A 19,667-nucleotide genomic window follows, 5' to 3' on the forward strand; every position below is an offset into this window, starting at 1 on the left:
TCACTTCAAAGTTTCATTTATGAAAAGGCTTATTCACTTTTCATTCTAAATTTCATAAGATACAATGTGAGAGTACCTACTTATACATAGGAAAGTACTCGTTTAAGACAAAGGGTCATCAATGTAAAATAGACAGAAATTTCTTGCAACTGACTCCCCTTTCTCTTAAATCTGTGCCTACCGTTTAAGTAGCTAAGAAAGAAATTCGAGAAAATTTATTTGGCTTTTTCTTAGCTAATGGTAAATATATTTTAGGAGGAATCATATGATTCAGTTATTGCGTTATGCAAGAGATTACCGTAAACAAATCATTCTGGGTCCCGTTTTTAAATTCTTAGAAGCTGTCTTTGAATTGATTTTGCCATTATTGATGGCCTCATTGATTGATAACGGTCTAAAGATGAATGATCGTGGTGTGATCATCCAAATGGGGATCTGGATGGTCGTGATGTCAGTTGTTGGATTGATTTGTGCGATCATTTGTCAATATTATGCTTCAATAGCTTCACAAGGATTTGGTACTGAGCTTAGAAATCAACTAATCAAGAAAATCAATTCCTTTTCACATAGTGAATTAAATCATTTTGGTACAGATACATTGATCACTCGAATGACGAACGACATCAACCAACTCCAATTAGCATTAGCCATGGTAATCCGTTTATTGATCCGTGCGCCATTTCTAAGTATCGGTTCAGTCGTCATGGCCTTTGTGATTGACTGGGAAATCGGCTTGTTTTTCTTAGCTATCCTACCGATTTTTTCAATCATTTTATACTTTATCATCAAAAAAACAATTCCACTGTACCAAAAAGTCCAAGAAAAACTGGATCGTTTAAATGAAACGGTTAGTCAAAATCTAAGCGGTGTTCGTGTAATTCGGGCATTCTCCCGCACAAAAACAGAAATTGATACTTTTGATGAGGACACCGATGAATTAGCTAAAAACTATTTACGTGTTTCAAACATCTCAGCTCTCTTATCACCGGCTACCACATTGATCATGAATATCGGTATTATTTGTTTGTTGACTGTTGGTGGGATCAAAGTCAATATCGGACATTTGCAACAAGGTCAAGTCCTTGCGTTGATTAATTACATGAATCAAATGTTACTGGCATTGATCGTCGTATCTAACCTGGTCGTTATCTTTACCCGGGCCGAAGCTTCAGGTAATCGGGTCAAAGAAGTCCTAGAAACTGACACCACACTGACAGATGCAGAAGATGCCTTGACACCGAATTTCCAATCCGAAAACATCGTTCAATTTGAACATGTCGACTTTCGTTATACTGAAAAATCAGGATTATCTTTACAAGACATTACTTTTGCTTTGAAACGAAACACGGTTTTGGGGATCATTGGACCAACCGGTAGCGGAAAAACAACTTTAACTCAATTGATTCCACGTTTCTATGACGTCAACGCAGGTTCCGTTGCTTTTGATGACGTGGATGTTCGCTCATGGAAACTTGATCCTTTAAGAAGCCAAATCTCACAAGTTCCTCAAACCGCTGTTTTATTCACTGGAACTATCCGTGAAAACCTTCAATGGGGAAAAGAAGATGCCACAGATGAAGAATGTTGGGAAGCTCTTAGAATTGCTCAAGCAGAAGATTTTGTTCGACAACTTCCTAAAGGATTAGAAACAAAAGTAATGGAAAACGGAAAAAACTTTTCTGGCGGTCAAAAACAACGGCTAACGATTGCACGTGCGTTAATTGCCAAACCTGAATTATTGATTTTAGATGATTCTTTAAGCGCGTTAGATTATCAAACCGATCTTAACTTAAGAAAAGCATTACAAACCTCACTAGATACGACAGTCATTATTATTTCTCAACGAATCCGCTCGATTCAAGAAGCACATAAGATCCTCGTGATGGATCAAGGAAAGATCGTTGCGCAAGGGAAACATGAAGATTTATTGAAGGATTCCGTTGAGTATCGCGAAATCGTCGCATCACAGGAGGAAGAATAAGATGAAAACAAAAAAATTATCCTGGAAAACCCTCAAACGATTCGTTCCTTACCTTACAGCCTATTCAAAAGATATCTGGTTTGCGATCCTTTTAGGGATCATCAACGGGATCGCTACTGTGGTAATGACTTTACAGATTGGTCAAAGTATTGACCAAATGATCGGCGCAGGTCAAGTCCGATTTGCTCAATTGTTCCACCTCTTATTATTATTTGGCGGGATCGTATTGATCAACGTGATCAGTCAATGGCTGATCCAAGTCTTAAGTAATCGCTTGGCTTATCTTTCCGTAGCAAAATTAAGAAAAGATGCCTTTGCACGTTTGAATAAATTACCGCTTCGTTACTATGATCAAAATTCACACGGGAATATCGTTAGTCGTTTTACCAACGATATGGATAATATTTCCATTGCGATCTCTGCGGCGTTTAACCAAATGTTTGCCGGCGTGGCTATCATCGTCTTGTCTTTTATATTTATGTTACGCCTTAGTCCTTTATTGACACTCGTCGTGATTTGCTCCACACCGATCATTTTTCTTGTGAGTTGGATCGTTGCCCGTGCATCACAAAACGACTTTGACAATCAACAAAAGATTATCGGGAATATCTCTGGCTTTGTTACCGAACGGATCGGGAATCAGAAAATCGTCAAAGCCTTTCAACAAGAAGAAATGAATCAACGACAATTCCAAGCATTGAACACTGATCTCTATCAAAAAGGACAACGTGCCCAATTTTCTTCTTCTTTGACGAATCCGTCTTCTCGTTTTGTGGATCACTTAGCTTATCTTTCGATTGGATTAGTTGGTGGTTTACTAGCATTAAGAAGTGGCTCAGCCATTACAGTCGGTGTGATCTCTAGTTTCACGATCTATTCTAGTCAGTTTTCTAAACCGTTTATTGAACTTTCTGGAATCACGACACAGATCCAAACCGCTTTTTCTGGATTAGAACGTGCCTTTGAACTCATCGATCAACCCGAAGAAACGCCAGATGAACCTAATGCTTATGCGTTGAATCCAGCAACAATCAAAGGTGAAGTAGCGTTCAATCATGTATCCTTTTCTTATGAACCAAGTCAACGATTGATCGAAAATTTCAGTTTTGTTGCTAAACCAGGGCAAACGATTGCGATTGTAGGTAAGACTGGTGCTGGTAAATCCACGTTAGTTAACCTGTTGATGCGTTTTTATGATGCGACAGGTGGAACCATTACGATCGACGGGTATGATATTCGAGATATCCAAAGAGATAGCTTGCGAAAAAGCTTTGGAATGGTTTTACAAGATACTTGGCTCTTTGACAGTACGTTAAAAGAAAATCTACAGTATGGCAATCCAGATGCTAGTGATGAAGAAATCAATCAAGCACTCAAAGCTTCGTATATGTATGAATTTGTGGAACGCTTGCCTGAAAAGTTAGCAACAAAAATCGGCGGACAAGGACTGAAAATCTCTGACGGACAAAGACAATTGTTAACGATCGCCCGTACAATGATCAGCAACCCTCCTATGTTGATCCTAGATGAAGCAACTAGTTCAGTCGATACTTTGACGGAAAAGAAAATTCAAGATGCCTTTTTAACAATGATGGAAGGCAAAACGAGCTTTTTGATTGCCCACCGTTTATCGACAATCAAAAATGCCGATCAAATCTTAGTCATGGAGCAAGGCGCCATCGTTGAGATGGGTACCCACGATGAATTACTACAAAAAGACGGGTACTACCATCAACTATATCAAGCGCAGTTTACTAAAAATAGTTAACTGAATCAAAAAGTAGTTGTAATAAATCAGTGTAACTGTCCCTCAAGAGCTAGTTTTTCACTAACTTTTGTGGGACAGTTATTATTTTATTAGAGAAAAGCATTAAAAGAACCTATTCATTCACTCCTAAAACATGAACAACGTCTTTGCGACATGACTCACTTTATATGTAAATGGTTATCAAAACTATACTTCTTCATAAAAAAACAAAAGCAAAACATTTCATCCCTAGCTCATCTTTAAATAGCTTAGCTGCCCAAAACTTCCTTACTACCAACGGTTTTTATTCTATAATTGAAGGTAAAAGAGAAAGACCATAAAGTCTCTCATATTTTTTTAAAGCTAAAAGAAACTCCTCTTCAAGTTGAGTTGCACCAATTAACCTAATCCCCATAAAAAAATCTGTTAATTGCTTAGGATTAGCTGTACGCTCGACCAAGCTATTCAGTAGCAAATCGTCAAACCTTTCGTGTACCTCTGTTTTTTGTGGTGTCACTAGTCTACCTCGAACCATCTTTAATTTTTCTAAATATTCTTTTGAATAGCCGCTTTCTTTTCTTTCTAGCATTAAAAGAAAGAGAACATGATACAACGTGCAAAGTGAAGAGAGAAAATTTTCGTTATCACCCATTCTTTCTACTTTCGAAGCTTGCATTTGAATAAATTCTGTTGTAAAAAGAAAAGCCAGTGAAGTAAATGTGACTATTTCAAAACGACCATATTCTGCTACTTTTTCTAGATGGTTCATGATCGCTTTGATATAAACCTTATCATGTAGGGTAAACTTTCTTTCATCATTCGGTAGTAAATGCCATTGATAGCCTTTAGCTATTAGATAATTCCGCTTTTCAACAATGCTTTTTGTTTTTTTGATATCTAATTCTAAATTTCTTAATCGGTCGTCAATTGGTAACTTGACATCTTCCAATTGACTAAGTAGCTGATTTAACTTTTGTCTTGGATGATTTCCGTTTATTTTATTTAAATAAAATAAACATTCGTCTAACTCAATGTTCATCTTTTTTAAAAAAGCTAATAAAGGAATCAATGGAATCTGATTTTTACCACTTTCGTATTTTACTAAAGATTCTCTAGAAGTTATTTTATGTGCTAACTCTTTTTGAGATAACCCCCTTTCCTTTCGAAATTTACGTAGTAATTCATGAATTTCCATTCGTCGTTCACTTCCTTTTTTAAATTCAATGTGACTATTGATACCATATAAAATAATTTACTCGTTTTCATTCTATACTATGGATACAAGCAATAAAAGCGCTTTAAATAATAGTAAAGGAGAAAATATCAGGAGATTTGTGAATATAGTTATTTGGTGATTATGTTTTATTCACTAAATTGTTATAAAGTGCTTATTTTTACTGCAAAGTACAAAAAAGAAATGTTATGTAAGAATTCACACGACTAAGAGTAACTATTTTTTACTTAAACTGGATCATCGAAAGGAATTAAAAAAATATGTTAAAAAACAAATTCATTATAAGTCTTATTGCTGTTATAACTCTAGCTTCCTTTATCATTCCTAACTTTTCTATGATTGTCAATGCAGAGATGATTCAAGAGACTGACTATGTGCCAATGACACAAACGATTAGTACCTATTTTGAAAGTAATCCAGTGACGGTTCCTGGTATAAATTCGAAAGAAGCTACATCAATCGTTAAAAATATGGTTATTTTGTCTGAAACAGCAAAAGAAATTAGCTCGAAAGAAAAAAACAAACTAATGGACGTATTTTCATCTAAACTTGACTCTACTATTCAATTACATGTTTCAGAAAAATATTTAACATTGGACAATGCTACAGCGTTACAAATTATAAGTGAAAATGGAGAAAATAAAGATTATTATTCATTGACTGTACCAATCACAAATGAACACTATAATCTATTCAGCAGTGTTACGGTAATCTTTGATATGATGTACAACATTAAGGGAGTCCAAGAATCTTTGATCACTCAATCAGAAAAAGATACTTTCGAGATTAGAACATTTTCCAATGGCGAAGAAATGACTCACCAAATTCTTGAAGATAAATTTATACCAAATAATGAATTGAAAAAACAGTTACAAGAAGTTCAAAGTGAGTTTCTTCATTTGAAGCAAGCCCGTGGAATGGCTGAAAAAGCAGCCTGTCTAGCAATTGTTTTAGGAATAAGCCGTGCAGTTGCTAACATCATTGCCCCTACATGTGCTGCTGCTTGTCTTGCAGTTCCATTAGTATGTGCTGCTTGTATAACAGGTTTTGTCGCTCTTGCTGGTGGTGCCATCGGTGGAGTAGTCGCATGTTTTAAATTATAAACTGGTTGTGTTTATGATAAATATTAATCCAAAAAAATTGATGTGTTTCATTTTAATTATTTTTAGTTTACCTACTATTTTATATGTCTATACTCAAATGGCAACATCTAAAGAAGGTTTATATGAAGTGGATAGTATTTCTTTAGAAAAAATAATGAATGGAAAGGATACTTTATTTGTTTATGTAGGGAGACCTACATGCCCCCAATGTAAAGAATTTGAGCCTATTTTGCGAAAAGTACTAAACAACCAGCACCAATCTATGGGATATTATAATACAGATAACGCTCGTAAAGAGAATGAGGATAAGTTGGAAATAATGGCTGACAGCTTAGGAATTAATTCTATCCCGGCCATAATAAAAATTGTGGATGGGAAAGTTATTGATCGAATAATTGGCCTTAAAAATGAAAAAGCAATCGAGGAGTTTATCCTAAATGGCTAAAAAAAATTTGTACAAAGAATTGTTAAAGATATCACTGTGTATAAATATTATTATGACACTTTTCCCTAATTTTAGATCTGGAAGTGCTATTTTCTACTTCAATCTTCAAATTGGGCTTGCCTATTACTATCTTTCATTAACAAAGCCCTCTAAAAGTGTCACAATCCTTTTGACCATCATCAGTAGTATTCTAGGTGGTATGGCCATATATCATCTCTTTCAATCGTTGTTCACTATTTTATAGAAATAAACGTCTCCTTTCTTACAATAAATAAGCAAAAGAAGCAACCTTCTGGGATGGGAAGGTTGCTTCTTTGGTTTCTGAGTTGACTATTTTGCGTGAAGAGTCATACTTCTTAAAATCTTTTTGTATGGAATACTACGTCCGACGTAATACATCGCAATGGTTTGAATAGGAATCCAAACGACTGTTTTTAATAACCTTGGTGCCCAGACGATCCAACTAAATAATGGAACATGATACATCATCGCTAGCCACAAAGGAGTCAATAGCAAATTAATGATCAGCGTGACCGAAAGTGTAGCTAATAGCGAATTTTTCCAAGTAATCTCTTTTCGGTAAAAAAAGAAACCATAAATTGCTCCTTCGATAAAGGCATTCAAAGTAAAGCCAATAAAGAAAGCTGTTTTTGAAAATAACGCCATTCCTACTAAGTCAGCTAATACACCCCCAATTCCAGACCAAAACGGGCCAAATAAAATCCCCATGATCATTTGTGGAATAAATGTGACACTGATCTTCACAAAAGGGGTTTCGATCGATACCAAACGGGATAAAGTGACCATCAAAGCAATCAACAAACCCATGATAGCGATCATGCGTGCGTCTAACCGATTTTTCTTCATTTCTTAGCATCTCCTTTAAGAGCTGCTACATCCTACATGCAGCGAATGCGAAAATAAAACCGCGAACAACTTGTCCTTCGTCAAAGAGGCAACATCCCATCCTCTCAGCACTTAACGCTTTATTTTCTACTCTGTTTATTTTTGGGAAGTCATTCCCAGCAAAACTATAGCATAGATCACACACGACTGTAAATAAAAAAACATACATTCCCGAATAAAAAGCAATTCATGTTCGTGAAAAATCACACATTCAACGAACATAAATGGACGATCAATAGCAAATAACGAATTTTATTCCAGAGACAACGGTCGATTTTCTAACTCATGAACTACAGTACGGAAATCCAGAAAGCCAGCTTCTAGTCCTCGCAACAGTACTTCTGCTGTTCCAATATTGGTCGCTAAAGGAATTTCGTAAACATCCGATAAGCGGATCAGTGCAGTCACATCCGGTTCATGAGGCTGTGCAGCCAACGGATCTCGCAGAAAAATCACGAGGTCTAATTGATCTTCTGAGATCATTGCACCAATTTGTTGGTCACCACCTAAAGGACCGGATTTAAAGCGATGGACTTTTAAGCCAGTTGCTTCGGTGATTTTACCACCTGTTGTCCCAGTTGCGAATAATTCATGTTTTTCCAGGATTGCCTTATATGCGGTTGTCAACTTGATCATCAAGGGCTTTTTGCGGTCATGAGCTATTAAAGCAATTTTCATATTGATCATCCTTTCCTCTCTCAACATCTTGTTCCTACTCTCTATTTTACCTCAAGGTGTAGCATATTGCCCAAAAAGACAATCAATTCTTGTTCAAGTTGCCATTGAGCATAGATAACGCTTTCATTTATACTTAATTCAACATTAAAACTAAACAGAAAGCGTGGAATGAATCATGGTAGAAATGGCACTGAAACATGTATACAAACAATATGACAACGCAGAAAATTATTCCGTAACGGATTTTAACTTAGCAATCGATGATCGTGAATTTATTGTCTTTGTTGGACCTTCTGGTTGTGGAAAATCAACTACATTAAGAATGATTGCTGGGCTAGAAGATATCTCGGAAGGAGAATTAAGCATCGGCGGTAAAGTGATGAACGATGTAGCACCAAAAGATCGTGATATCGCTATGGTATTCCAGAACTATGCGTTATACCCACACATGACTGTATTTGACAATATGGCTTTTGGGTTGAAGTTGAGAAAGTATGACAAAGCAGACATCAAAAAACGGGTAGAAAATGCTGCTGAGATTTTAGGGCTTACTGAATATTTGAAACGTAAACCTGCTGCTCTCTCAGGTGGCCAACGTCAACGGGTTGCTTTAGGACGTGCCATCGTTCGTGACGCAAAAGTTTTCTTGATGGATGAACCATTATCAAACTTAGATGCAAAATTACGGGTAGCGATGCGTGCTGAGATCGCCAAACTCCATCAACGTTTAGAAACAACAACCATCTATGTAACCCACGACCAAACAGAAGCAATGACGATGGCAGATCGTATCGTTATCATGAAAGATGGCTTTATCCAACAGATCGGTACGCCAAAAGAAGTGTATGACACACCAGTCAATATGTTCGTCGCAGGCTTTATCGGTTCACCTGCAATGAACTTCTTCAACGTTACTTTAAACAATGGAGTAATCAGTGACGGTCATGGCTTAAAATTAAAAATCCCTGAAGGAAAAAACAAAGTCTTAGTTGAAAAAGGCTATGAAGGGAAAGAAGTTGTTTTTGGTATTCGCCCTGAAGATATCCACAGTGAACAAGTGGTGTTAGAAGCACAACCCGAAGCAGTTGTTCATTCAGAAGTTGTTGTATCAGAATTGTTAGGTGCAGAAACCATGCTTTATACCCGAACAGGTACAACTGAATTTATTTCAAAAGTCGATGCACGTGACTTCCATAAACCAGGGGAAATGGTCGACTTAGCATTCAATATCAGCAAAGGACATTTCTTTGACAAATCAACTGAAGAAGTGATCGGATTGCCATAAAAATTAAAAAATCAGCTTTTGATGTAAATTTTGGCAGAAACTATGCCAAAAGCTAGAACTATAAAAAATAAGCCGAAAGTGCTGTGTTCATACACAGCACTTTCGGCTTATTCATTTTAAAGGAGTTATCTCTAGTTAAAGAGGAAAAACTGATTGATAATGGTACTTTTTTCAAGCCATTTTCTTGATTGATTTCGTTGAAGGTGTCTTCTGACTTACTTGCTTAGCTTTAGTGAAAACTGGAATATCAAAGTATTTGCTCAATGTTCCGGCTACAAAATAAGCAATATTGTAATCGACTAAACTATGGATCAACCCACCAATCCCCATTAGGATAAAGACTGTATAAAAATAGCCTTCAGAATAATAAGTTTCTGGCATGTTCCCTACAAAGAAAAAGACACTAACCACTAACATTTCCGCAATCGAATGAATGATACCTATCACAAAATTGAAACTTTGGAAGCGCCAGTTGGCTAAAGTAAATTGGCCATTTTTTAAAACGATTTCTGGTTTCTTTTGCAAATACCAAGAACCAATCACTGCAAAAATCAAATGAGATAATGCACGTAGCGCAATAATCACTGGTGTGGTCAAAAAGAAGCCAAATGTTGTACCCAAAGCAACGGTAATCGCAATTCCTGGTGAAAAAAACATCGCAATAAATATGGGTACATGAGAAGCCAAAGTAAAAGAAGCAGGTGGAATCATGATTTTTGGCATAACCATTGGAATAATAACCCCCATAGCTATCAACAAGGCAGAAATAGTCAGGGATCGTACTGATTTTTTTTTCATTTTTTTCTCTCCTAATGTGTCTTGACACCTTTATGATGTCTTATTTTAACTTTAACAACAAAATGTGTCAAGACACATCAATCAGAAAAATGTTGAATGAGCCTTTTTCATGTATTCAATTATCCGACACCAGATAAAGTAAATTTTGAATGAAGCTTATACAAGAAATATGTTTTAAACTACAGTCTCTGCTAGCTACATCATCTCCTTTTATTTTTGTCTATATAGATGAAAGACAAATACAAAAAAGAAGTACGCTCTATGTACATGTCAACAACAATATTTCCTGGAACCCTATTTAGCCCCAGTATCATTCTAATTCCCTACCCTAAGGTATACACTAAAACAACGAGATACACTGGGCTCACCCTCTTGAAGTATAATCCATTTTAATGGTTGCTGATTTTAATACAAAAATAAACCCGTCCACCCTCACTGAAGTTTATGACAGGTTTATTTTTGGTTATTTTACTTCAATCAAAAAAATTTTTTTCTTTTTTATAAGGATAGCTCCACCAAAACAACAGTATGAACACGATAAAAAAAATTACTTTTAAATAGACAGGAACATCCCTGAAATAAACTCTTATTGTTTTTCCAAAATCATCATGAATGAATAATCTAATGAAATTAGATACACAAAAAAATAGTGTCAGTCCCCAAAAAATCAGTCTCTTTGTTCCTTTCATTTTCTTACACTCATCCTATAAGAAAATGAAGCTAGCAGTCTTAACAGTCCAATGAGCTGCGGTTCTATTCCACCCATGATTCACTAACCAATTTTCTGCACCTTGTTCTAAATTATCTTGCCATTCGAATAAGTAATTAGTAACATCACTTACCGTTTTTTCACCTGTTTTAGCTACTAACCATTTGGCTATCTTTTTAATGACGGCAATTTTCCAGCGAGGAGTTGGTTGTCTATCGGACTCGTATTTTTCTTTTAATATTTGTAATTGCTCCACTTGGGATAAGTGAGCACCGGATACTAATCGTTCAAATTCTGCTTTCTTTTCATTTGATAAATCGTTGTAGTATTTGTCAAATTCGTTTGTGGCGGTAAAGTTTGTAGCTTTTTCTGAAGCAAATACATTGGTAACAGGGGCAATTGATCCGCCAACGGTAATCAATGTTAACCCCAAAACAATCGATTGGTTCATTTTGTTCATTACCTCACCCTTCTTTCTCCTTAGTAATCAAAATAAGTTCTAAAAATTCATCGTGTTCATTTATGATTATAGTATCGTTTTATTCTAAAAAAATTTATTTTCATAAGAAACTATTTTTCGGTCTAAACCGTTAGCCATTCTTAAATACATGAACGATTATGATCTTAAACTGAGATTACAGGAATCGGGTTACAGTAGTCATTTACTTATTTTTCAATTAGTGATGACCATCCAACTCATTTTATTGGACTTAGATAAACAAAACGCCTAAAAGCTAGCATGCTAGACTTTTAGGCGTTTTGCTTTCTTTATTGAATTAGATTAGAACTTAATTTTTCTCGCTCAGCTCTTCCATTGCATTACTTAATGCAGCAAATTCGGCTAATGAGAGGGTTTCTCCACGACGTTTAGGATCGATGTTAGCTTTTTCTAAACTAGTCGTTAACCAAGCTTTCGTTGCTTCATCTTTGCCATATGAAGATTGTAAGTTATTCCATAATGTTTTTCTTCGTTGCTGAAACGCTGCTTTTGTCAATCGGAAAAATGCCTTTTCATCAGTAACCGCTACAGCTGGTTGCTTTCTTCTGGTTAGTTTCAAGATAGCTGAATCGACATTCGGTTGCGGAACAAAAACAGTCTTAGGTACGATGAAAGCAACAGATGCTTCCATAAAATACTGTACAGCGATTGATAATGAGCCATATGCTTTTGTACCAGGCTTAGCAGAAATACGGTCAGCGACTTCTTTTTGCATCATCACAACCATTTCTTCTACTTGCAGATCTGATTCTAAGAAATGCATCATGATCGGTGTCGTAATATAATAAGGTAAATTTGCAACAACTTTGATCGGTAAATCTTGTTCAAAATAGGTTGTTGCTGCCTGATCTAAATTAGTTTTTAAAATATCTTGATGAACAATAGTCACATTAGGATAAGGAGCTAACGTATCTTTTAACACAGGAATCAAGCGATCATCGATTTCAAAGGCAACAACTTGATTGGCATTACGTGCTAGTTGTTCCGTCAACGCTCCAATACCTGGACCAACTTCGATGACATTTGTTTGTTGATCGATTTCGCCAGTTTCCACGATTTTTCTTAAGATATTTGGCTCAGTCAAAAAATTTTGACCTAAACTTTTTTTAAATGAAAATCCATGTTTCAATAAGATTTCTTTTGTTCTAGAAGGTGTCGCAATATCACGCTGTTCACTCATGTTGTTCCTCCACTTTTTTCATTGCTTGGGCAAATTCTTCTGGTGTGATCCGAAACATTTTTAAACGCTTCTCCAGTTGTTTCCCATTGGTATAACCAATTCTTAATTCGTCCCCTAATTTTTCACGTTTTTCTTTTGCTTGCGCTCCCGCTATTAAACCATGAGAAATCAGCACTTGTCTAGTAATTTCCGTTTCGTCTTCCTCAAAAGATGGGGTGATTACTTTTTTCAATGCTTCTAAGATGGCCTCGTCACTAGCATGTTCAACGCCAAGACTTCCTTGTTTTTTGGGACGTGCTTGCTGACGAGGTAAGAAAGCATGTTTTGCCTGAGGAACGACTTCCATGATCGTCTTGCGGATTTTCTCGCCCGAAAAATCAGGATCAGTAAAGATGATTACACCACGTGTTTCCTGCGCATGTTCAATCTGCATGAGTATTTCATCATTGATCGCTGAACCAATCGTTTCGATCGTGTCGACGTCGACTACTTCTTGGAGTCTTCTAGTATCGTCTTTTCCCTCAACGACTACAATTTCTTGGATTTTTAATTTAGTCATTTTCAGCGATCCTAAATAGACGATGAGCATTTTTCCAAGTTTGGAGCGCCACTTCTTCTACCGGAAGATTACGTAATTCGGCAATTTTTTCAACTGTATAACGGGTATAACCTGGCTCGTTTCGTTTCCCACGATAAGGTACTGGAGCTAAGTAAGGCGCATCCGTTTCTACTAGCAATCGATCGAGTGGAACATGAGTGGCTGCTTCTTGAACATCTTGCGCTTTTTTGAAAGTCACGACCCCACTAAATGAAATGTGCATTCCTAAATCAAGAAATCGTTTGGCCCATTCAAAATCGCCACTAAAACTGTGCATGATTCCACCAATATCACGAATATCTTCTTCTTTTAAAATTTGATAAGTATCTGCTAACGCTTCCCTGGTATGGATACTGATCGGCAGATTCATTTCTTTCGCAATCGCAATTTGTCTACGAAAAACTTCAGCTTGCACTTCTTTCGGATCTTCCATCCAGTAATAATCTAAGCCGATTTCACCTAACGCTACCACTTTCGGCATCGTTAATTGCTCTTGTAATTTTTTCTCAACGTCTTTAGTATAACTTCCTGCTTCAGTAGGATGCCAACCAATAATACTATATATGTTTGAATAATCGTGACTAAGCTGTAATGATTTTTCGATCGTTGGGGTATCGAAACCTACTACCGCCATTTTTGTCACGCCCAACTCTTTGGCCCGTTCAATAGTTTCAGGAATATCATCATTAAATTGTTCCGCATTCAAATGGGTATGAGAATCAAATATCATTTTTTATCGCTCCTTTTCTTCATTACTTTAGCATATAAGTTGCTATGGCAGAAGTAGGAAAGACGAAAATCAGGTCAAATTTATTGAAATGCAAATTTCTAGTTGTAAATAAAAGGACTTAAGCAAGTTTCCTCTCTTAAGTCCTTTTACATGACTATTAAATTAACGCTCGACTTGTTTTTTCTTGTAATAATACACTGGGATACCTAGTAATGTGACAACGATCCCGATCATTGCCAAAGCTGTTTGAGTAAATAAAGTCATCCCTAAAATAAAGACAGCGCCAAAGATTGCAATCAATGGAATCACTGGATACAAAGGTACTTTGTATGGTCTTGGTAAGTCTGGTTGTTTTTTTCTTAAAACAAATACACCGATAAATATCAATAAGCTAAACAGCCACATAACAAAAATTAGCATATCAGTTAAAAAGTCGAATGAACCTAAACTCATCATAATGCACGCAATCACTAATTGAAAAAGTGCTGGAACATATGGCACTGTGAATTTTTTTGATAATTTCGTTAACTGTTTACTAAAAGGTAACTCACCTTCCAAAGCCATCGCATAAGGAATACGGATTCCGGTCAACGTGTACCCATTCAGTGCCCCATAAACAGAAATCAAGATACCGATCGTCACGATCTTTCCACCGATATTTCCAAAAATAACCGCTGATGCATCAGATGCTGCATTAAGGTTACCTGCAATCTGATCAATTGGCAGAGTTTTTAAGAAAACAAAGTTGATCAATAAGTAAACCACTGTTACAAAACTTAACCCTAAAATAATTGCTTTAGGTAAATCTTTTTCGGGACGTTTCATTTCCCCCGCCATTGCGCCGACACCAAGCCAGCCATCATAAGCGAATAAAGTTGCTAGTAAAGCACTACTTAAGCCTTCTGCAAACGACACATCTTTCCCTGCTTCAAATGGGAATAGTTGGATCGTTCCACTACCTGGTGTCAACAGTCCCCAAATAACGATGACAGCTAATGGAATCAATTTGATAATCAGTGTCGCAGACTGGACAGTCGTACCCACTTTTGTTCCTAGTAAATTCAAACCAGTAACAGAAATAGCAGTAATAATCGCAATTAATAGAAGATAATCCGTAGATATTTGTAATAAGTTCGTCATTTGTGTCGCAAAAATAATCGAAAGCGCCGCAATATTCGCTGGAAAATAAATCAAGCTTTGGGACCAACCCAGTAAAAAGCTCGGTAATTTTCCATAAGCGGCTTCAATATATTTGACTGCACCACCCGTTTCTGGGATCGCAGTTGCCAACTCAGCTACCGTTAGACCAGCACAGATCGTTAAAAATCCTCCTAATAGCCATGCCAATAAGGTCAAACTAGTCGATTGTGTACTTGCCGTAACAGCCGCTGTTTTAAAGAAAACTCCTGCCCCAATTACAGTTCCCATAACAGTTGCTAATGCGCCAAATAAGTTGATCTCTCGTTTTAACTTGCCTTTCATTCACATTCCCCTTTTCCCCGCAGTTTTTAATATAATTTTCAGTATAACGGAGAATATTTTGTTTTACCATCATTTTTTTCAGTAAATTTATTGAAAGATACCACCTTAGACCTATGAATCCTCCATTCTCCTCACTTATAATTAATGTAGGTTAGATAAAGGAGGACCAATTATGGAATTTAATCGTTCTTACCCAAAACTGGCATCTTTCCTAAAGGATCATTTTGCCATTTCCAGAAAATCACAACAACAATCGCTTTGGCATTGGTTCACGCTGATTTTGTTCGGGACATTCATTCTTGCTACTTTCACTCAACAGTTGCTTTTGTTGTTTAGCTTGATTCTGCTCGTTGCACTGATCAAAGGTCCCGGAATGATTCTATGGGGAGCCATTTATGCTTTTTTTATCAGCCTTTTCCCTCCTCTAGGTATCATTTTATCTGCGCTTTTCTTTCTATTGAATCTCAGTACTTTCACCAAAAATTGGCGAGTCACTTTAGTTGCTGGTTTCTTTTATTTTTACCCTGCAACGATCATGTCGTTAAGAACGCTCTCACATCTCGATAATCCTTGGTTCCTTTATAGCAGTTTATTCGCTGGGTTAGTGCTACTCCATTTGATGTTGCAAAAACTTTACCAACGCTATGGGATTGGCCGAACGATTTTTTGGTACATTGTATCGATACCCTTTACTCTTTTAAGTTTCTTGTTACCAACTCGTTTAAAAGAGCGATTCAAAAAAATCCCCTCAAAAAAGTAGTGTCAATTTGTATAGCGACCACCCAAAGTTAGATTTTGGCTTTAACTTTAGGTGGTCGCTTTAATCTATCTATTCCAGGCAAAACATACTAAGATTAATATTTACGTTTGTTACATTTAGTAAACTGAAGGATGCTATTTACACAGTAAACTCATCATACTCTAAAAAATAGGAATTCTTAAATTTGTTGTGAAAGAGAAATCATCTCAATTAACCCTTGAGCAGCTTCACTGCCTTTATTTCCTGCTTTCGTCCCTGCTCGTTCAATTGCTTGCTCAATAGTTTCTGTGGTTAATACACCGAACATCACTGGAATATTGGACTCCAGGTTAATATGTGCGACTCCTTTGGCTACCTCATTGGAAACCAATTCATAATGAGTAGTTGCACCTCTGATAACTGTCCCCAACGTAATCAACCCATCGTAACTGTCCTTTTTGCTGAGCTTTTTGGTAATAAAAGGAATTTCAAAAGCTCCTGGTACCCAATAAATATCAATTTGTTCTTCTTTTACACCGTGCCTTTTTAAATTATCCAATGCTCCTTGTAATAATTTTTGATTGATAAATTCATTAAAACGCGCGACTACAATTCCGATTCGAAGATCCTTTGGAGAATAATTTCCTTCAAAAATTGTCATTTTCTTGCTCCTTTATTTTTATACTGATAAGTAATGGTGAAACTTATCTTTTTTTGTTTTTAAATAGGCTTGGTTTTCCTTTTTCGGAACGGTTTCAATTGGCACCCTATCGACAATCGTAATTCCATCTTGTTGTAACTCTATTACTTTATCGGGATTGTTTGTAAGTAAACGAATGGACGTTACACCAATTGATTTTAAAATTTCTGCTGCAAAGTGATAATCCCGTTCATCCGGAGCAAAGCCCAATTCAGTATTTGCTTCATAAGTATCCAATCCTTTTTCCTGCAATTGATACGCTTTTAACTTATTCCTCAATCCGATTCCGCGACCTTCTTGACGAAGATAAAGAATAGCTCCAGTCCCCTCTTCCTCGATCATTCTCATCGCTTCATGTAACTGTTTCCCACAATCGCAACGCTGAGACCCGAAGACATCACCAGTTAGACATTCCGAATGAACTCGGACTAATGTAGGAAACTGACTATTTTGAATATCTCCCTTTGTTAACAATAGATGCTCCCGTTTTTCTCCGTCTTCATAAATAGTCAATTTGAAATCACCATAATCTGTTGGTAAATTTACGGTTATATGACTATTTTCTTCTAAATAATTTACCAACTCATCAATCGTAATTAAGGGTAATTGCCATTCTTCAGATAAACGGGTCAGATCTTTCATTCTTGCCATCGTTCCATCTTCTTTCAGAATCTCACAAATATAAGCAGCCTCTACACTATTAGCTATTTTGGCTAAATCAATTGCAGCTTCGGTGTGTCCTCGACGTATAAGCGTTCCGCCATCTACACTAATCAAAGGAAAAATATGTCCTGGTCTAAGAAAATCACTTGTTTTCGAATGAGGATCAGCCAATGCTTTAATGGAAGTAGCTCGATCAAATACTGAAATACCAGTCTTCGTATGTTTATGATCCACACTAATTGTAAAAGCTGTACCAAACGCATCAGTATTATGAGTTGTCATTTCTCCTAAAGATAAGCGTTGCGCAATGTCATTAGAAATCGGCACACAGATTAATCCTCGTCCAAATTTGGTCATGAAATTTACTGCCTCAGGTGTCACATATTCGGCTAAACCAACCAAATCTCCTTCTGATTCTCTATCTTCATCATCAGCTACAATGATTAATCCGCCCTTTTTCAAGGTCTTTATTGCTTCAGTAATATTCCTCATAATAAGTCCTTCTCCTTGTACATCTCAAATTTATTTCTCTGTGCCTTTACATATTTCCCAACGATATCCGTTTCTATATTCACAAGATGTCCTACACCTAAATTCCCCAGATTTGTTAAGGATTTAGAATGTGGAATCAGGCTAACAGAAAAGCTTGCTGTTGTTGTTTCCGTAACCGTTAAACTTACTCCATTAATTGCAATTGATCCTTGCGGAATGATTTCACCTGCATATTTGGTTGGATAAGCAAACGTCAAAATTAATGCGTTTTGATTCTCTATTTTCTTAATCAATCTTGTAACAGTATCAATATGTCCCGAAACAAAATGTCCTTCAAAGCGTTGCGTCATCAAAACTGCTCGTTCTAGATTTACCCTCTCTCCAACTTTTACGGTGGAGAAAGTAGTCCGTTTAAAAGTTTCAGGCATTATTTCAGCTTTAAAAAATGTGCTTGAAACCTCAATAGCAGTTAAGCACACGCCATTGACTGCCATGCTATCTCCAATTTTGTAATCACTTAGTATACTGTTTGAAGCTTGGAAAGTGAGTTGGATCATTTGTTGGTTTCGTCTAATTTCTTTGACTTTTCCTTGCTCGGCGATTAATCCTGTGAACATTGCTTTCGTTTCCCCCTAACTCGAATGTCTTTTCCAAGCTGTTCAACTTCCAAAAATACTAATTGTTGTTCTTTAGAAACTAAACGTTCACTATGAAAGGACATCGGACTTTTTCCACCAAAAAGTTTGGGCGCAATATAACTGATGACTTCATCCCAGAGATTTTCTGCTAAAAAAGCATCATGAATTTTCGCTCCACCTTCTATATACAGCGACTGAACACCTCTTTTTCTCATGGTCTCAATAAAGAAGGTAAAAGAAAACTTAGGCGTATAAAAAATAGTTACATGGGGAAACAGTTCCTTTAGCTTAGGGTTTTCCGTAAATATCCAGACTGGATTTGTTGTCGTTTGAAAAAGATTGAGTTTAGGATTTTTAAGAATCCGCCCTCTACGATCCAAAACAATGCGCACTGGTGGAAAGTTAGTTACGATATCAGGCAACAAAATAGGGTTATCAACTAGAACGGTTTCGCTTCCCACTACGATTCCTTGATGTTCTCCTCGCTCTTTCCGTACTCTTGAGATTGCCTCTGTACCTGTTATTGAGTACCGCGAACCTTCCTTTAAAGAAATCTTTCCATCTAGTGTAATAGCTTGTTTTAATGTGATATAGGGACGATCCCTTTCAAAAAAATGGTTACAAAAAGGGTTCAGTGCTCTACATTTCTCTTCTTCCACACCTACAATTACTTTGATCCCATGCTTTTGTAGAAATTCTTTCCCTTTTCCTGCTACTAAAGGATTTGGGTCAAGTTGACCTATGACTACCGTTGAGATACCAGACTGAATAATAGCTTGCGTACAAGGCGGCTGTTTCCCTTGGTGGTTACAAGGTTCTAAGGTAACATATAGAGTTGAATTAAACAGTTCTTCGGGGGAATCACAATTTTGAATAGCATTTACTTCAGCGTGGGACTCGCCATATTGTAAATGGGCACCTAGTGAGAGTAGCTTTCCTTCTTTTACAATCGCTGCTCCAACTAATGGATTGGTAAAGGTATTTCCCTTTCCTTTTTTTGCCTCTTCAATCGCAGCCATCATGAAAGACTGGTGCATATCAATTCCCCCTTTCAACAAAA

Annotated in this window: 19 protein-coding genes and 1 riboswitch; of the genes, 6 read left to right on the top strand and 13 right to left on the bottom strand. The window is 36.7% G+C overall.

Annotation, left to right across the window (positions count from 1 at the left end):
* Positions 1–265 precede the first annotated feature (265 nt).
* Both AB3H93_RS08105 and AB3H93_RS08110 read left to right on the top strand, forming a co-directional pair.
* The gene (locus AB3H93_RS08105; protein ID WP_096709999.1) at positions 266–1,981 is read left to right on the top strand and encodes an ABC transporter ATP-binding protein; all 1,716 of its coding nucleotides are present in this window, start codon (positions 266–268) and stop codon (positions 1,979–1,981) included.
* Position 1,982: 1 nt separating this feature from the next.
* Positions 1,983–3,749, top strand: a complete 1,767-nt coding sequence (locus tag AB3H93_RS08110; RefSeq protein ID WP_034700602.1) for an ABC transporter ATP-binding protein — start codon at positions 1,983–1,985, stop codon at positions 3,747–3,749.
* A 283-nt stretch (positions 3,750–4,032) separates the two neighbouring features.
* On the opposite strand, the gene AB3H93_RS08115 is transcribed toward AB3H93_RS08110, so the two are convergent.
* Positions 4,033–4,923, bottom strand: a complete 891-nt coding sequence (locus AB3H93_RS08115) for a helix-turn-helix domain-containing protein (RefSeq protein WP_368020412.1) — start codon at positions 4,921–4,923, stop codon at positions 4,033–4,035.
* Positions 4,924–5,222: 299 nt separating this feature from the next.
* On the opposite strand from AB3H93_RS08115, the gene AB3H93_RS08120 reads away from it, so the two are divergent.
* A complete protein-coding gene (locus tag AB3H93_RS08120) occupies positions 5,223–6,065 on the top strand; it encodes a hypothetical protein (protein WP_096709997.1) in 843 nt (280 codons plus the stop codon).
* A gap of 13 nt (positions 6,066–6,078) precedes the next feature.
* Positions 6,079–6,510: a thioredoxin family protein gene (locus AB3H93_RS08125; RefSeq protein WP_094940096.1), complete on the top strand. Its 432-nt coding sequence runs from the start codon at positions 6,079–6,081 to the stop codon at positions 6,508–6,510.
* A gap of 330 nt (positions 6,511–6,840) precedes the next feature.
* On the opposite strand, the gene AB3H93_RS08130 is transcribed toward AB3H93_RS08125, so the two are convergent.
* Together AB3H93_RS08130 and mgsA are read right to left on the bottom strand one after the other, a co-directional pair.
* Positions 6,841–7,377, bottom strand: coding sequence for a folate family ECF transporter S component (locus AB3H93_RS08130; RefSeq protein WP_010720763.1), 537 nt, complete (start codon positions 7,375–7,377; stop codon positions 6,841–6,843).
* Positions 7,378–7,414: 37 nt separating this feature from the next.
* A riboswitch (THF riboswitch) is annotated at positions 7,415–7,513 on the bottom strand.
* A 155-nt stretch (positions 7,514–7,668) separates the two neighbouring features.
* Positions 7,669–8,094, bottom strand: coding sequence for a methylglyoxal synthase (gene mgsA / locus AB3H93_RS08135; protein ID WP_014834468.1), 426 nt, complete (start codon positions 8,092–8,094; stop codon positions 7,669–7,671).
* A gap of 175 nt (positions 8,095–8,269) precedes the next feature.
* Between mgsA and AB3H93_RS08140 the strand changes: the two genes are divergently transcribed.
* Complete coding sequence (locus tag AB3H93_RS08140; RefSeq protein WP_010720765.1) at positions 8,270–9,379, top strand: ABC transporter ATP-binding protein; 1,110 nt, start codon at positions 8,270–8,272, stop codon at positions 9,377–9,379.
* Positions 9,380–9,550: 171 nt separating this feature from the next.
* Here AB3H93_RS08140 and AB3H93_RS08145 read toward each other — a convergent pair whose 3' ends face one another.
* From AB3H93_RS08145 to AB3H93_RS08170, 6 genes are all read right to left on the bottom strand, one after another.
* Entirely contained in the window at positions 9,551–10,177 is a 627-nt protein-coding gene (locus AB3H93_RS08145; protein ID WP_010720766.1) for a hypothetical protein, read from the bottom strand.
* A 704-nt stretch (positions 10,178–10,881) separates the two neighbouring features.
* Positions 10,882–11,346 (bottom strand): hypothetical protein, encoded by a 465-nt coding sequence (locus AB3H93_RS08150; protein ID WP_034700608.1) that lies wholly within the window; start codon positions 11,344–11,346, stop codon positions 10,882–10,884.
* Positions 11,347–11,674: 328 nt separating this feature from the next.
* Positions 11,675–12,565: a 16S rRNA (adenine(1518)-N(6)/adenine(1519)-N(6))-dimethyltransferase RsmA gene (rsmA, locus tag AB3H93_RS08155; RefSeq protein ID WP_368020413.1), complete on the bottom strand. Its 891-nt coding sequence runs from the start codon at positions 12,563–12,565 to the stop codon at positions 11,675–11,677.
* Positions 12,558–13,124, bottom strand: coding sequence for a ribonuclease M5 (rnmV, locus tag AB3H93_RS08160; RefSeq protein WP_010720769.1), 567 nt, complete (start codon positions 13,122–13,124; stop codon positions 12,558–12,560). Before rnmV ends, rsmA begins: the two co-directional genes overlap by 8 nt.
* The gene (locus tag AB3H93_RS08165) at positions 13,117–13,893 is read right to left on the bottom strand and encodes a TatD family hydrolase (protein ID WP_010720770.1); all 777 of its coding nucleotides are present in this window, start codon (positions 13,891–13,893) and stop codon (positions 13,117–13,119) included. The genes rnmV and AB3H93_RS08165 overlap by 8 nt, the downstream gene beginning before the upstream one ends.
* A gap of 162 nt (positions 13,894–14,055) precedes the next feature.
* Entirely contained in the window at positions 14,056–15,375 is a 1,320-nt protein-coding gene (locus tag AB3H93_RS08170) for an APC family permease (protein ID WP_161651994.1), read from the bottom strand.
* Between the two features lie 172 nt (positions 15,376–15,547).
* Here AB3H93_RS08170 and AB3H93_RS08175 point away from each other — a divergent pair, with 172 nt between their 5' ends.
* A complete protein-coding gene (locus AB3H93_RS08175; protein WP_368020414.1) occupies positions 15,548–16,135 on the top strand; it encodes a hypothetical protein in 588 nt (195 codons plus the stop codon).
* A gap of 178 nt (positions 16,136–16,313) precedes the next feature.
* On the opposite strand, the gene ribE (AB3H93_RS08180) is transcribed toward AB3H93_RS08175, so the two are convergent.
* The 4 genes from ribE (AB3H93_RS08180) to ribD are packed head-to-tail and all read right to left on the bottom strand — an operon-like array spanning position 16,314 to position 19,644.
* Positions 16,314–16,775 (bottom strand): 6,7-dimethyl-8-ribityllumazine synthase, encoded by a 462-nt coding sequence (gene ribE, locus AB3H93_RS08180; protein ID WP_368020415.1) that lies wholly within the window; start codon positions 16,773–16,775, stop codon positions 16,314–16,316.
* 18 nt (positions 16,776–16,793) lie between these two features.
* Positions 16,794–17,969, bottom strand: coding sequence for a GTP cyclohydrolase II (gene ribA, locus AB3H93_RS08185; RefSeq protein WP_368020416.1), 1,176 nt, complete (start codon positions 17,967–17,969; stop codon positions 16,794–16,796).
* Positions 17,966–18,586: a riboflavin synthase gene (ribE, locus tag AB3H93_RS08190; RefSeq protein ID WP_053766321.1), complete on the bottom strand. Its 621-nt coding sequence runs from the start codon at positions 18,584–18,586 to the stop codon at positions 17,966–17,968. Before ribE (AB3H93_RS08190) ends, ribA begins: the two co-directional genes overlap by 4 nt.
* The gene (gene ribD, locus AB3H93_RS08195) at positions 18,571–19,644 is read right to left on the bottom strand and encodes a bifunctional diaminohydroxyphosphoribosylaminopyrimidine deaminase/5-amino-6-(5-phosphoribosylamino)uracil reductase RibD (protein WP_368020417.1); all 1,074 of its coding nucleotides are present in this window, start codon (positions 19,642–19,644) and stop codon (positions 18,571–18,573) included. Before ribD ends, ribE (AB3H93_RS08190) begins: the two co-directional genes overlap by 16 nt.
* Between the last annotated feature and the right edge of the window lie 23 nt (positions 19,645–19,667).

This window comes from Enterococcus sp. C74, assembly GCF_040887125.1.
Taxonomy (GTDB): Bacteria; Bacillota; Bacilli; order Lactobacillales; family Enterococcaceae; genus Enterococcus_B; species Enterococcus_B hirae.

Coding starts and splice junctions, on each gene's coding strand:
- AB3H93_RS08105 (WP_096709999.1), top strand. CDS start 266: ATGATTCAGTTATTGCGTTATGCAAGAGATTACCGTAAACAAATCATT.
- AB3H93_RS08110 (WP_034700602.1), top strand. CDS start 1,983: ATGAAAACAAAAAAATTATCCTGGAAAACCCTCAAACGATTCGTTCCT.
- AB3H93_RS08115 (WP_368020412.1), bottom strand. CDS start 4,923: ATGGAAATTCATGAATTACTACGTAAATTTCGAAAGGAAAGGGGGTTA.
- AB3H93_RS08120 (WP_096709997.1), top strand. CDS start 5,223: ATGTTAAAAAACAAATTCATTATAAGTCTTATTGCTGTTATAACTCTA.
- AB3H93_RS08125 (WP_094940096.1), top strand. CDS start 6,079: ATGATAAATATTAATCCAAAAAAATTGATGTGTTTCATTTTAATTATT.
- AB3H93_RS08130 (WP_010720763.1), bottom strand. CDS start 7,377: ATGAAGAAAAATCGGTTAGACGCACGCATGATCGCTATCATGGGTTTG.
- mgsA (WP_014834468.1), bottom strand. CDS start 8,094: ATGAAAATTGCTTTAATAGCTCATGACCGCAAAAAGCCCTTGATGATC.
- AB3H93_RS08140 (WP_010720765.1), top strand. CDS start 8,270: ATGGTAGAAATGGCACTGAAACATGTATACAAACAATATGACAACGCA.
- AB3H93_RS08145 (WP_010720766.1), bottom strand. CDS start 10,177: ATGAAAAAAAAATCAGTACGATCCCTGACTATTTCTGCCTTGTTGATA.
- AB3H93_RS08150 (WP_034700608.1), bottom strand. CDS start 11,346: ATGAACAAAATGAACCAATCGATTGTTTTGGGGTTAACATTGATTACC.
- rsmA (WP_368020413.1), bottom strand. CDS start 12,565: ATGAGTGAACAGCGTGATATTGCGACACCTTCTAGAACAAAAGAAATC.
- rnmV (WP_010720769.1), bottom strand. CDS start 13,124: ATGACTAAATTAAAAATCCAAGAAATTGTAGTCGTTGAGGGAAAAGAC.
- AB3H93_RS08165 (WP_010720770.1), bottom strand. CDS start 13,893: ATGATATTTGATTCTCATACCCATTTGAATGCGGAACAATTTAATGAT.
- AB3H93_RS08170 (WP_161651994.1), bottom strand. CDS start 15,375: ATGAAAGGCAAGTTAAAACGAGAGATCAACTTATTTGGCGCATTAGCA.
- AB3H93_RS08175 (WP_368020414.1), top strand. CDS start 15,548: ATGGAATTTAATCGTTCTTACCCAAAACTGGCATCTTTCCTAAAGGAT.
- ribE (WP_368020415.1), bottom strand. CDS start 16,775: ATGACAATTTTTGAAGGAAATTATTCTCCAAAGGATCTTCGAATCGGA.
- ribA (WP_368020416.1), bottom strand. CDS start 17,969: ATGAGGAATATTACTGAAGCAATAAAGACCTTGAAAAAGGGCGGATTA.
- ribE (WP_053766321.1), bottom strand. CDS start 18,586: ATGTTCACAGGATTAATCGCCGAGCAAGGAAAAGTCAAAGAAATTAGA.
- ribD (WP_368020417.1), bottom strand. CDS start 19,644: ATGCACCAGTCTTTCATGATGGCTGCGATTGAAGAGGCAAAAAAAGGA.